Here is a 12,461-nt window from a genome sequence, read left to right as displayed (position 1 = left end):
GGTGTAACCTCCTTTCTTGAGGGTGCGCGCTCCCTTTATCCTTATTGTAAATTACCATTCGGGTCAGTGACGATATACGACGTTGGAAAATCCTTTGACGTACATTGCATGAGCGACGGTTTCACAAAGAACCGGGTCTTGCCGCTGCCGGAACCGCCGATTACAAGGATATTTTTGTTTCTTGCGTATTTCGGCTGCTTCGGGCGGCTGTTCATGGTAAGCCGTTCCGTCTGCGTTAGGGGGATATTGTTCTCAAATACCGGGTCGGTGTACGGCTTTATGTCGTCAGCCCCGCCCCAACGCGCCGAACCGTATTCTGTCCCGCGGCGGTATTTCTTCGCGTTCTTGCCTTTGGTGTAGATAATCAGCCGGACAATGACCGCCCCCGCAATGCCTAAAGCTAAGTCTGCCGGGTGGAAGCTCGGCGCGATACTGGAAAAGGCGGCGGTAAAACCGTCCCCAAGATGTAGCAGCTTTGCGCTCGCGTCCGCGCCGGGGGAGAGCCGGACAGCCGCGCCCACTTTATCAAAGAGCCAGACAAAGAGCAGATACGGGAGATTTAAGATAAGCAGCTTCTTGATTTCCGGCTTCATAGCGATACCTCCCTGTCTTTGTTCTTGACCTTTGCCCGTTCCGCGTTCTTGCCCTGTGCAGCTTCTTTGAGGGTAGAGAGCAGCTTTCGGATTGAGGGCTTTTTCTCCTGTGTCAGCTTTTTTGCGGAAAATTCCTTAAAGGCGGCGGTCAGCACGTCCGCGTCCCGCCCCTTGAAGAAAACCAGATAGCGGGGCGGGCTTTCCGTCGCGTCCTTTTTCAGCGCAAAGTCGATACCGTACTTTTTCGCCGTACTCTCAAAGGCTTTGATATTGCCCTCGGTAATCTCAATGTTGGAAACGCCCGCGTTCTGCTTCATAAGCTGCTTTAAGCTCTGCTTGCCCTGTGGCGGTTTTGCAAGCTGCTTTTTGCCCTTTGACAGTATGGCTTTCATTGCCTTTTGGAGCGTCTGCGCGGTCAGCTTCCCGGTCTTGATGTAAAGGGCTATGGTCTTTTCGTTTACTTCGTCCTGCAATTTGTCGCGTCCTCCTTTCGCGTTTCTTTATGGGGCGGCGGTCAGATACGCACCCGCAGCCCGTTCAAGTCCTCGGCTCTGATACCCACAAGATACCAGTTGTCGCCGTACTCAATCCGGGTCGGCTTCCACTTGCCCCGCACGAATACGTCAAAGCACTCGCCGCAATGCAAGCCCCCGTAGTAGCTGTTTAAGTCAAAGCGGATGTCGTAACGGTCGGTGCGCTCGTCAAATACCAATGCTCCTGTCATTTTCTGTGCCATAATAAAATCCTCCTTTTGTGGTTGTGGGTGGTTACAGGCTTTCGCCCTCGTTGCATGAATAATAGTCCGGGTCGCCGTACTGCGGCTTTTTCGGTGACAGTGCGCCGCTTGCCATGTCATGGGCGACAAGGGAAGTGTAATAATTGCCGATAGTGGACGGGGCGTTGAAAAGGGCTGCTTTCAGATATTGCTTGATGTTGCGGATTTTCGTTGTGTTCTCCCGCATACAGTCAAGCACAAAGCGGATATGCTCGCCGTCCAGTTTCATAAACTTAGATTTCACAAGCTCTGCCGGGTAGTCGTCCCCCGCAATCCGTACCCGCTTTCTGGCGGTGCATACGGTTTCAAGCATGAGGTCTACAATCTCGTCAAGCCTGTCACTGTCAAACTTCATGTCCTGTTTGAGAATGTCGTAGTCGATATTGTCCTTGATGATTTCCCGGTATATATCAACTGCGCTCTGTGCTGTCGCTTCCGTTCCTTTCCGTTCCGGCGGCGTAGCCGCTTCTCTGCAAGGAGAGGGGTTAGGGGAAAGGATAGGAATGGAATGGGTACTTTGTTCATCAGTAATTATTTTTTCTTTTTTTGGTAAGTCAGTTCTTTGTATATCTTTATTTAATTGCGTTGGATTTTCCAACGTAGGTTTTTCCAATGTTGGTTTTTCCTGTGTTGGATTATCCAATGTTGGATTTTCCAATGTTGGTAAATCCGGCGTAGGCGGCTGCGGCTGCTCGAATATCACATAGTCCGCGCCCCGCAAGCGTCCTTTCTCGTCGCGCTCCCTTGAACGGACGATATACCCGGCGCGTTCAAGCTCCTTAATGGCTTCGCGGATAGCGTCTATCTTCTCCCGGTTGATAAGGGATAAGCCTTTCAAGGTGTAGTCCCAATCTTCGGGGAGTGACAGCATTTGCGACAACAGCCCCTTTGCCTTTAGGGAAAGCTCCTTGTTGCGTAGGTGGTGGTTGCTCATTACGGTGTAGCCCTTGTTCCGTTCCACTCTGAAAACTGCCATAGTTCATAGCTCCTTTGCTTTGGATTTGTTACGCAGTAGAAGCGCGGTTTCGGGGAATAAGGTATAAATCCCTTGCCGCGCCAGATACACACCCGCAAAACCGCTTGTAGCAAGGCTTTTTCTGCCCCTACTGCGTAACAAAGGGCATGAAAAAAGCGGCGTTCCTGTTCTCCCATGTAGAGAGTAAGAAACGCCGCTTCTGCGTCGTATTCAGTTTTTAGTACAATACCCTGCTTGTCCGTCGCTCGAAAAACCTTGATTTTCCAGTGTTTTCAAAAGTATCGTTATCTAACGTCAGCTTTTGATCGTCCAGCCTTTGTGAAAATGATGGACGATGTTAGGGCCGGTGTGGTCGATTGTATTATTGTTAAGGATTTGTCTCGTTTTGGACGCGAATATATTACCATCGGTGAATACCTTGACAAAATATTCCCCGTTTTGGGCGTACGCTTTATTGCCATTAATGATGGCTATGATACCTCGAATAAACGAACGGCCAGCGAAGATCTGATTATTCCATTCAAAAATCTAATCAATGATAGTTATTGCCGCGATACTTCCTTAAAGGTGCGCGCGTTATTTGAGATGAAGCGCAGACAAGGGGAATTCATCGGATCGTTCGCAGTCTATGGCTATCGCAAGGATCCGGAAAATAAGAATAAACTGATCATTGATGAGCCCGCCGCGCAGGTGGTACAGGAAATTTTCCGCATGAAACTTTCCGGCATGAGCCAGAATAACATCGCCGACTACCTCAACGAGATGGGAATTCTGTGCCCAACCGAGTATAAAAAAGCGCAGGGTATGAAATTTTTCTGCTCTTTTGCATCGAACAAGTTTGGGCAGTGGCATGGCCCCTCTGTAACGTATATTTTGAAAAATGAAATTTATTTGGGCGTCCTGATACAAGGGGTGACCGAAACCCCGACCTATAAGGTGAAAGAGCGCATTACAAAGCCACGCGAAGAGTGGTCAATCATTCGGAACGCACATCCTCCCATTATCAATGAAAGTGATTTTGCGGCGGTACAGCGCAGTTTGTCGCTGGAAACCCGCACCGCGCCAAAAGCCAAAACCGTCTATCTCTTTAGCGGCTTGATTTCCTGCGGGGTCTGCGGAGAGCAGATAGTGCGTAAGGTGGTTCCATCAGGCAAAAAGAAGTTTTCGTATTACATATGCAACGGCAAGAAAAAAGGGAAAGGCTGTGCCAGCCACAGCATCTCCACCGCGAAAGTGGATGCAGCGATTCTTGAAGTGCTTAAGCAGCATCTTTTGGCATTGGGTGAATTAAAACAAATTGTAGCATCTCTGGATCAGGAAGACATTTTATCAGTACGAATCCAATCGCTGCAATCAAGGTTGGCGCAAAAGCAGGATGAAATTGCGACATGCCGAAATTTTAAACGATCCTTGTATGAAAATTACGTAAAGGGTATATTGGAGCGCGAGGATTTTGACAGCTACAACGCTGATTATGATGCAAAGATCCAGACTGCCGAACAACAGTGTCAATCGCTGCGAAATGAAATCGAAAAACATATGGACGGCAAACACGACAAGCTGCAATGGCTCAGGGAACTGAATTACCAAACAGATGTGGAGTGTTTTACGAGAGAGGTGGTCCTCTACTTCATTGACGCCGTTAAAATTATGGAAAATGGTGAGCTGGAAATTGCGTTTCGTTTCGCGGACGCTTATGCGGATACGTTGGCGCTGGTGGAAAAGGCGAAGAAGAATTCTCCGCGGGAGGTGGTTTGATTGGCCAGAAAAAGCAAAAAAACAATGGCGCTGGAGGCCGCCGCGCAAAGAGACCAAACGACCTGCAGGGTTGGCGGTTATGTGCGTCTTTCCGTGGAGAACAGCGGTGGAAAAACCGAAGACAGCATTGAGAATCAAAAGTCGGCCATTTTAACTTATTTAAGACAACATCCGGAATTCGAACTCTGTGAGCTTTATTGCGACAACGGGGAAACAGGAACAAATTTTGCACGTCCGGGATTTGAACGTCTGCTGGCCGACATTCAAAAAGGCAGGATCAACTGCGTACTGGTGAAAGACCTCTCGCGGTTTGGGCGAAATTATCAGGAAGTAGGCGCCTTTATTGAAAAAACCTTTCCGAAGCTGGGTGTGCGCTTTATCTCCATCTATGAGCAATTTGACTCCCTGACAGCGGAGTGGAGCGCTGAGGGCTATATCATTCCTCTGAGAAATATTTTCAATGAAATGTATGCAAAGGATATCTCCCTCAAATCCGGTTCCGCACTTAGAATCAAGCAAGCGCAGGGGGATTTTATCGGGTCGTGGGCGGCCTACGGTTATCAAAAAGATCCGCAAAACCGCCACCGTATCATTCCCGATCCACGGGCGGCTTCGGTGGTTCGGCAGATTTTTGAATGGAAAGCGCAGGGTTTGGGCAGCCAGCAGATTGTGCACCGTTTGGTGGAAGGCAAAATTCTGTCTCCCAGCGCGTACCGATATCAAATGGGGCTTCTGAAAAAACCGGAAATGGCAAAAGTCCCTTGGCGAACCAACACCATAAAGATCATTTTGCAAAATCAGGTCTACCTTGGCCATACCGTTCAGGGACGCAAACAGAGCAATCTTCAAATAGGGCAAAAACAGACGCGGATGCCGGAGGAGGAGTGGCAGATTGTTCGTAATACCCACGAGCCAATCATTGAAGAAGCGCTGTTCCATCAGGTGCAGGTGCTTATGGCAAGCCGTGCGCAAGCGTACCAGGAAAAACTGGACCATATGAAGGGACAAACACAAGACACCGTGAATGTGCTGAAAGGTTTGGTGGTTTGCGCCGCCTGCGGCGGCAAGCTGACCCGATACAAAAATTTCAACCGTACCAAGCATGGGTTTCATGTTTACTATTCCTATATCTGCCCCAGACATGGGGTGGATTGCGCTTTTACCAGTATCAGTGAAGCGACACTGATTTCCGTAGTCCAGGAAACCCTGCAAAAGCAGCTTGCACTCGCGCTGGAATGGACGACCCTTTTGGACGCCTTGCAAAAAGAAAAAAGCTGGCGTGATCCAGAGGCGCTAATTCGTGCAAGAAAACAGAAGCTGAAAAAACAGCTTGCGGAAAAAGAGTCCTATTGCAGAAAGCTGTTTGAGGGGTTAGCGTCAGGGCTGGTTGATGAAGCACAATTTCAATATATGCAAGCCATTTACAAGTCGGAAATCGCCGCATTGCAGGAGGAACTTGCATCTGTTTCGCTGGATATGCAGGCTGAAACGGAAAAACAATCCTTTACGGAAAAGATGAAAACACAGGTCAAGGCGTTTGTAAACCAGCCGCTGACCTATGAAATGGCGCGCCTATTTATCAAAGAGGTGATTGTAAGCGAGGATCGCACCGTTCAGATTATGTTTTATGGGCTGGATGAGTTTGAAGAGATCGTGCGGGAAAGGGCGACGGGCAGGAAGGGGGATGCGGCATGACGATCTGGAAGATTGGCGTTTACCTGCGTCTGTCCCTGGAGGATCGCAACAGTCGGGGCGGCCTTAAAAACGAGTCGGAGAGCATCAGCGGACAAAGAAAGTTAATAGGCTCCTTTATCAAGCAGACGCCCGCCTTCGAGCACGCCGAGCAGCATGAATTTTGTGATGATGGGTACACCGGAACAAATTTCAACCGGCCCGGGATGGAAAAGCTGATGGATATGGTTAAGGCCGGAGAAATCAACTGCATTATCGTGAAGGACTTGTCCCGCTTCGGCCGCAATTATGTGGATGTGGGAACATATTTGGAAAAGGTTTTCCCGTTTTTACGAGTGCGTTTTATTTCCGTAAACGACGCCTATGACAGCATGGATCCCCATTGTGTCGGAAGCTTGGAATCCGCCTTTAAAAATCTGCTGAACGACCTGTACAGCAAGGATTGCTCGGTTAAGGTGAAAAACGGCAAGCGCACCACCGCCATGCAGGGAAAGTTTCAAAACCCTTGGGCGCCTTATGGGTATGCCAAGTCTCAAAAGGATAAAAGCAGGTTGGTGGTTGATCCGGAAGCGGCGCAGGTGGTCAAAAGAATTTTTTCGCTGTTTTTGGAGGGACATGGAACGGTTGAAATCGCCCGGAAACTAAATCATGAATTGGTGCCCACACGATCGGTTCATAAAAAGAATCGTGGGGATTCCATGCGCTGGCAATATGCGGGAGAAAAGAACTATTGGACAGACGCGGCCGTTCGATACATCCTGATGGATGAGCGGTATATCGGCAGCGTAGTGTATGGACGGTTGAAATCCAAGGGCGTTGCCGCGCACCGAAACATAAAAGCCCCAGAAGAGGACGTCATTATCGTGCCAAATCAACATGAGAAGATTGTTTCCCCCAGCGATTTCTATAAGGTGCAGGAGATGTTCCGCCGGCAGACGCATTATGAAAAGACAGGGCGGCCTCTAACCGGAAAAATCAAATGCGGTGTCTGCGGGCACGCAATGCCGCTTCGCCCGGCCAAAGAACCGTATTTTGTCTGCGCTACAAAATGGTACGACTCAAATTTCCGGTGTTCAGAACTGCATTACCCGCAAAGCAGCCTGTACGGTCTTTTACTGGAAAGCCTCCGGCAGCAGGTAAAAGCAGCTGTGGATTTAAAGAAAGTTGTAGAGGCGAAATACAAAAATGAAGAGCCTTCGCGGCTGCGTCTAACAAAACAGATTGCTGAAACAGAAACGGCCATCTCTAGGAAAAAAGAATCGGCAAAAGCGGCTTTTGAACGGTTTGCACGCGGAAAAATGACAGAGCAGGAATTTCTGTCATTCCAGCAAGAGTACAAACAGCAGATGGCGGGGTCTATCAGTTATCTGGAGCATCTCAGGGAAAAGCTGTCAGCAGTACGGTCGCAGCAAAAGGTGCTTCACCTGCTGACACAGACGCAGCTTACCGCCATTACGGAGGAACTGACCTATGAGGCGCTGGATTACTTCATATCGGAGGTGCGCATTTACCCAAAGGGCGAAGTCGAAATTACATGGAGCTTTGGCGAGGACTTTGCGAGTGTTCTGGAGCGGCAGCGATCCAAGCCTCCAGATACAAGAATCGCTTAAAAAATAAAATGTGTTAGCCCTACTTGACACGCTACCAACGACGGCTGCACCGGACTGATCTGCATTATTCTGTAATAAAAACCGTCCGCGCACTTTGCCGCGGACGGTTTTAATTTTAGAGATCGCTGTCCACAGCCTGCCAGGGATTCACAAACACGTCGTTTACTGATATGGCAAAATGCATGTGCGGGCTGTTCGAATAGCCGGTGCTGCCAATCTCCCCAATAAGCTCCCCCTTCTCGACCAGGTCACCTGCCTGTACATGCAGCGCGGACATATGATAATACCAGCTTTTGAGGCCGCAGCCATGTTCAATCAGCACTGTGTTCCCGGTGAGCTGCAAAAAGCCTGCAAACAGGACGCGCCCATTGTTTGCCGCGGCAGCAGGGGTCCCCATTTCAGTTTCCAGGTCAATGCCATTGTGACGGGTGGGGTTTGGGTCGTCGTTTGTGTAGCGGATACAGGCAAACTGGGTGGAGAGTTCCCCTTCACACGGCAGAATGAACCTGCCCTCCCAATGAATTTCCGGATCGGACACCAGCTTGAGCGGCTCCATATTCGCATACCATTCGGAATTTGCCGTATCGCTCAAAGCGGTATCCTCCGCGATCGACTCGTCAATCTCCAGATGCTGCACTTCAAATTCCCGCTCCAGGACAGCCACCTGGGTATGAAACGAGATCCCCTCCCCGGCCACGTCGAGCGTGTAGCTGCCGGGAGATAGGGTATAGCGGATGGGCAGCAGCGCAAGCTGATCGGCGCCGTCCGGGAAAAACTGCGGTGTAAAACCAAGACTGGTTGTGGCGGTGAGCGGGACTTCCGCCGCATTCGTCACGCGCAGGACGAGAATATCCCCCTGTAAAACCTCTGTTTTGACAAGCAGTTCGGGCAGAGCAGCGGTTTTGGGCGTTTGCGGTTTGGACATAGCCGGTTCAGGTTGGGATGCGGGTGCGCTGGAAGGGGGGACACTTTGTGCGCTTTCTATGGACGCCGGCGGTTCGCTCACCGAGTATGGTTTTTCTTGCGCGTGCCGGGCGCAGCCGCAGACAAGCGCCGCGGCAAGCAACGCGGCGGCAACGATTACAATCCGATTCATAGGCGGCCTCCTTTCACAATTTGATTGTAGCGTTTTCTCAGGGGAAGTCAATCGAAAAGGCGCGAAAAAGCGGGGCGATTCTCGGCCGGCGGCCAAATGAGAACAAAAACGCTTGAAAAATCCAGAGGCAAACTGCACAAATATTCAAAAATCGAAAAAAATATCCGGATATTTACCGATACGCAAAATCTGGCGATTTTGCGTATCGGTAAATATCCGGATATTTACCGATACGCAAAATCTGGCGATTTTGCGTATAATATCTTACTGAAAACACAATATATTGCGTACAGCGGAGACAAAAACTTGTTGATGATATATCGCATGTGTAGAAAAACCGGAGATCCGATTGTATTCAAAATATATGCATGCTATTTTAAAGAAGGTTAATTCTGGAAAGTTTCGGAGAGCTTTCTGGAAAAAGTCCAAACAGGATCAAAAAAATATTCAGGAGGATGAAAGACTATGAAAAAGGTACTGGCCCTCATAATGGCAGTGGCCATGGTTATGACCATGGGCGTTGTCGCGTTTGCTGCCGAAATCGATGCTGATCTGATGGATCGCTTTAAAGCAGACGAACCTTATGTAGAGAGTGGCGACCGTGCGGATGTCGACACGGTAAAACCGGGTAAAAGTGTTTATTATTTCCTCGGTGATACCTCTGATGACAAAGCTGCGATGGTCGATGCACTGACCGATGAGGATCTGTTCAAAATCAGCCTTGACAAAGGCGATGACAATGCAAAATGGATTAGTTCCATCAAGCTTGTACAGAAAAAATTTGATGATCCGCTAATTAAGCTTTCCGATGGCACAGAAGCTGGAAAAACTGCCGGCCGCCATTGGTTCATCGAACTCAAAACAAAAGATTTTATGACCGATGATGAATATAAGGTTTCTCCCGAAGTAACCGTTACAGCAAAAGAAGACATGACTGTCAAAGGCAATGTTGTCAAAGACGGTGATAAGAGTGAATTGAAGCTGGCTTCTTTCTGGATCTCGAATATCGGCATTACTACCGATGATGAAACCTGGAGCGCCGGTACAGGCGGTGTGATTGTTAAGCCGCTTAAGAACGAAGAGAATGTGGTCGAGTGGGAAGACGAGAACGACGTACTCGCTCGCCTGACTTTCGACGCAGACTCCGATGTTTCGAAATATTTCCCGAAGCTTTCTACGAAATGGGACAATGTGAAGTACGCTGAGCTGTTCAACGATCAGGATGCTTTTGTTCGTCAGTGGGTTGGCACTCCAAGCATCTCGTCCACTTCCCGTGCGACTCTCGAATTGATAGTTCCTTATGTTGATGAGGATGATGAGCTGACTGTTGACGAAGGCTCCATCATTGTTTATGAAGAAACCGAAGATGGCGAGCTGATCGATATCACCGATAAAGGTTCGTTCGATTATAATGACGATGATGAGTACGTCTTTACCATGAAGACCCGTCAGCTGGGCACCTACATCTTTGCGGAAGCTCCGGTTACCGAAGCTGCTGACGATGAAGTCCCGGCAGATGAAGTTCCGGTTGATACCGATAAAGTCAACCCGGGCACCGGCTTCTAAAAATTGCTCTCCAAAAATCTCCGAATAGAAAAAACCATCCCGCGGCCATAGGCTGCGGGATGGTTTTTTCTATTATTTTGTCAGACGAGGGACTTCTGTATTTCACAGGCCTGCCGGAGCTTTTTAATGAATTGGTTTTCCAGCGGCGTGAAAACATGTCCTTTGCGCCAGATGAGCAGATCCTTGTTCACCAGCTTTGAGAGGGAACAGGGGCGAAGGACCAGCCCGTTTTTCTCGAGTACGTCCTCCGGAATGTGGGAAACCCACATGAAGGTGCCGGGGACACGCTGCAAAAGATCAAACTGGCTGCCGCGCTCGTAGACATAAATCCGCCGCTCGGCACAGTCAAGACCGGCGCCGTGGGCGATCTCTGAAAAGGACAGGGAAGGCACCTGGTAATCCCCATGGACAATCTCGGTGTAACCGCCAAGCTTATGATAGGGGACATCACCAAGCGCCGCGAGCGGATGCTCTTTTGACATAAGCAGGGTCATTGTGAATTCCCAGAGCGACTCATACTGCAGCTTGAGGTCTTTGAGGTAGGAAACGAAATACGGCTCGTAAAGATTCTGGATGCGGATTACGCCAAGATCGGATTCGCCGCCGGAGACGTCGTTTGCAGCAGCCATGGAATTGGTTTCCTTAAAGCGGATGTCCATCTGTTCCTTTGGGTCGAGGCCGGTGATGAATTCAGTAAAAGCGACCGATATATAGGTTGCGCGCGGCACCGAAAGGTTCAGGCGCAGAGCGCGGTCGGTTTTGGGGCTGTAGAGAGATTCCAGCTCGTCGATCTGGGAAAGGATTGTGTTGGCGTAGGAGAGGAATTCCGCGCCTTTGCGGGTGGTTTCCACGCCTCGTGCGGTGCGCTTGAAGATGGTGATGCCAATCTCCTGCTCAAGGTCCTTGATTGCACGGCTGAGGTTTGGCTGCCCCATATAGAGGTTCTGGGCGGCCCTGGTGATCGAGCCGGTTTTTTCAACCTCCGAAACATAGCGCAGGTAACTTAAATTCATCACTTCACCCCATTTGATTTTGCATATATCGTTCATATCAATTATACATTACCCGTTTGGCTTTGACAATGTTAGAATAATATCAGAAACAAAAGTTAAAAAATTAACAATAAGCTTGGATCAGTAAAATTACGGGTAAGAAAAACCCGACAGAATAAATGGAGGTACTTGATTATGGCACGTTTCACTTTACCGAGAGACATCTACTATGGTTCCGGCGCGATTGAGGAACTCAAAAACCTCAAGGGCCACAAAAAGGCGATGCTGCTCACCGGTGGCTCTTCGATGAAGAAAGCCGGCTTCCTGCAGAAAACAGAAGATGCTCTGAAAGCGGCCGGCATGGAAGTCCAGCTGTTTGAAGGCATCGAGCCGGACCCGTCGATCGAAACCGTTTACCGCGGCGCCGCTGCGATGCGCGAATTCGAACCGGATGTGATCGTTGCAATCGGCGGCGGTTCCCCAATGGATGCCGCGAAAGCCATGTGGGTGTTCTATGAGCATCCTGACAAGACCTTTGATGATATCAAAGACCCGTTCACCATCCCGCAGCTGCGCAATAAAGCGATCTTTGTCGCGATCCCGTCCACTTCGGGCACCGCTTCGGAAGTTACCGCTTTCTCGGTCATCACCGATTACTCCACCGACATCAAATATCCGCTGGCTGACTTTGAGATCACCCCGGATGTTGCGGTGCTCGACACCGATATCCCGATGACCATGCCGAAGAAGCTGACAGCTCACACCGGTATGGATGCCCTGACCCATGCGATCGAAGCTTATGTCGCCACCGCGCGCAGCGAATTTTCCGATCCGCTCGCACTCAAAGCGATTTCCGATATCTACGACTGCCTGATCGACAGCTACAACGGCGATAAGGAAGCCCGCGGCAAAATGCATATCGCACAGTGCCTGGCCGGCATGGCGTTCTCCAACGCACTGCTTGGAATTGCGCACAGCCTGGCCCACAAGACCGGCGCCGTATTCAAGATCCCGCACGGTTGCTGCAACGCAATCCTGCTGCCGGCGGTTATCCAGTATAACTCCCGCGTCTGCATGGAGCGCTATGCGCAGATCGCTCGCGCAGTCGGCCTGCCGGGCAGCACCGATAAACAGCTTGTGAACGCTCTGGTCGATTCGATCAAAGAAATGAACAAGAAGCTCGGCATCGCCCAGACCTACAAAGAGAACGGTGTTTCCGAAGCACTCTTTGAAGAGAACGCGGATAAGATCGCTGAGAATGCGGTTAAAGATCCCTGCACCGCTTCCAATCCGCGTCCGATCGACGTCGAAAATATGAAGAAGGTTCTCACCTGCGCCTATACCGGTGAAGACGTCACCTTCTGATCACTGTCTCCTTCCATACACACATACATTTTTCCGTA

General features: G+C 49.8%; 11 protein-coding genes and 1 pseudogene. 6 read left to right on the top strand and 6 right to left on the bottom strand.

Annotation, left to right across the window (positions count from 1 at the left end):
• Positions 1 to 47: 47 nt before the first annotated feature.
• From DWV16_RS17375 to DWV16_RS17360, 4 genes and pseudogenes are all read right to left on the bottom strand, one after another.
• Positions 48 to 593, bottom strand: a pseudogene (locus tag DWV16_RS17375) (type IV secretory system conjugative DNA transfer family protein); the annotation flags it as partial.
• Positions 590 to 1,066, bottom strand: coding sequence for a PcfB family protein (locus DWV16_RS17370; RefSeq protein ID WP_002569165.1), 477 nt, complete (start codon positions 1,064 to 1,066; stop codon positions 590 to 592). The pseudogene DWV16_RS17375 and the gene DWV16_RS17370, both read right to left, overlap by 4 nt.
• A 41-nt stretch (positions 1,067 to 1,107) precedes the next feature.
• Entirely contained in the window at positions 1,108 to 1,329 is a 222-nt protein-coding gene (locus DWV16_RS17365; protein ID WP_002569164.1) for a DUF5348 domain-containing protein, read from the bottom strand.
• A 31-nt stretch (positions 1,330 to 1,360) separates the two neighbouring features.
• The gene (locus DWV16_RS17360; RefSeq protein ID WP_008978068.1) at positions 1,361 to 2,344 is read right to left on the bottom strand and encodes a DUF6017 domain-containing protein; all 984 of its coding nucleotides are present in this window, start codon (positions 2,342 to 2,344) and stop codon (positions 1,361 to 1,363) included.
• Between the two features lie 234 nt (positions 2,345 to 2,578).
• Here DWV16_RS17360 and DWV16_RS17355 point away from each other — a divergent pair, with 234 nt between their 5' ends.
• The 3 genes from DWV16_RS17355 to DWV16_RS17345 are packed head-to-tail and all read left to right on the top strand — an operon-like array spanning position 2,579 to position 7,404.
• Positions 2,579 to 4,102 carry a recombinase family protein gene (locus tag DWV16_RS17355; RefSeq protein WP_370219421.1) on the top strand — a complete coding sequence of 508 codons (1,524 nt, stop codon included), beginning with the start codon at positions 2,579 to 2,581 and terminating at the stop codon, positions 4,100 to 4,102.
• Positions 4,103 to 5,797: a recombinase family protein gene (locus DWV16_RS17350; RefSeq protein WP_118480644.1), complete on the top strand. Its 1,695-nt coding sequence runs from the start codon at positions 4,103 to 4,105 to the stop codon at positions 5,795 to 5,797.
• On the top strand, positions 5,794 to 7,404 hold the full coding sequence (locus tag DWV16_RS17345; RefSeq protein WP_118480642.1) for a recombinase family protein: 1,611 nt from the start codon (positions 5,794 to 5,796) through the stop codon (positions 7,402 to 7,404). The genes DWV16_RS17350 and DWV16_RS17345 overlap by 4 nt, the downstream gene beginning before the upstream one ends.
• A 115-nt stretch (positions 7,405 to 7,519) precedes the next feature.
• Here DWV16_RS17345 and DWV16_RS17340 read toward each other — a convergent pair whose 3' ends face one another.
• On the bottom strand, positions 7,520 to 8,500 hold the full coding sequence (locus DWV16_RS17340) for a M23 family metallopeptidase (RefSeq protein ID WP_066453034.1): 981 nt from the start codon (positions 8,498 to 8,500) through the stop codon (positions 7,520 to 7,522).
• A 96-nt stretch (positions 8,501 to 8,596) separates the two neighbouring features.
• Here DWV16_RS17340 and DWV16_RS17335 point away from each other — a divergent pair, with 96 nt between their 5' ends.
• The gene (locus tag DWV16_RS17335; RefSeq protein ID WP_118480640.1) at positions 8,597 to 8,890 is read left to right on the top strand and encodes a hypothetical protein; all 294 of its coding nucleotides are present in this window, start codon (positions 8,597 to 8,599) and stop codon (positions 8,888 to 8,890) included.
• A gap of 75 nt (positions 8,891 to 8,965) precedes the next feature.
• Entirely contained in the window at positions 8,966 to 10,066 is a 1,101-nt protein-coding gene (locus DWV16_RS17330) for a hypothetical protein (protein ID WP_118480638.1), read from the top strand.
• 80 nt (positions 10,067 to 10,146) lie between these two features.
• Here DWV16_RS17330 and DWV16_RS17325 read toward each other — a convergent pair whose 3' ends face one another.
• On the bottom strand, positions 10,147 to 11,079 hold the full coding sequence (locus DWV16_RS17325) for a LysR family transcriptional regulator (protein WP_118480636.1): 933 nt from the start codon (positions 11,077 to 11,079) through the stop codon (positions 10,147 to 10,149).
• 174 nt (positions 11,080 to 11,253) lie between these two features.
• On the opposite strand from DWV16_RS17325, the gene DWV16_RS17320 reads away from it, so the two are divergent.
• Positions 11,254 to 12,423 (top strand): iron-containing alcohol dehydrogenase, encoded by a 1,170-nt coding sequence (locus DWV16_RS17320; RefSeq protein ID WP_118480634.1) that lies wholly within the window; start codon positions 11,254 to 11,256, stop codon positions 12,421 to 12,423.
• The last annotated feature ends 38 nt before the right edge of the window (positions 12,424 to 12,461 follow it).

Origin of the sequence: Anaerotruncus sp. AF02-27, assembly GCF_003465835.1 — a bacterium.
Classification (GTDB): domain Bacteria; phylum Bacillota; class Clostridia; order Oscillospirales; family Ruminococcaceae; genus Anaerotruncus; species Anaerotruncus rubiinfantis.
Note: the sequence above shows the minus strand (reverse complement) of the source record. Positions and strands in the feature narration are given on the sequence as shown.

What these genes read in the sequence shown, in the direction of transcription:
- DWV16_RS17365 (WP_002569164.1), bottom strand. Translation starts at nt 1,329, where the DNA reads ATGGCACAGAAAATGACAGGAGCATTGGTATTTGACGAGCGCACCGAC.
- DWV16_RS17360 (WP_008978068.1), bottom strand. Translation starts at nt 2,344, where the DNA reads ATGGCAGTTTTCAGAGTGGAACGGAACAAGGGCTACACCGTAATGAGC.
- DWV16_RS17345 (WP_118480642.1), top strand. Translation starts at nt 5,794, where the DNA reads ATGACGATCTGGAAGATTGGCGTTTACCTGCGTCTGTCCCTGGAGGAT.
- DWV16_RS17340 (WP_066453034.1), bottom strand. Translation starts at nt 8,500, where the DNA reads ATGAATCGGATTGTAATCGTTGCCGCCGCGTTGCTTGCCGCGGCGCTT.
- DWV16_RS17335 (WP_118480640.1), top strand. Translation starts at nt 8,597, where the DNA reads ATGAGAACAAAAACGCTTGAAAAATCCAGAGGCAAACTGCACAAATAT.
- DWV16_RS17330 (WP_118480638.1), top strand. Translation starts at nt 8,966, where the DNA reads ATGAAAAAGGTACTGGCCCTCATAATGGCAGTGGCCATGGTTATGACC.
- DWV16_RS17325 (WP_118480636.1), bottom strand. Translation starts at nt 11,079, where the DNA reads ATGAATTTAAGTTACCTGCGCTATGTTTCGGAGGTTGAAAAAACCGGC.
- DWV16_RS17320 (WP_118480634.1), top strand. Translation starts at nt 11,254, where the DNA reads ATGGCACGTTTCACTTTACCGAGAGACATCTACTATGGTTCCGGCGCG.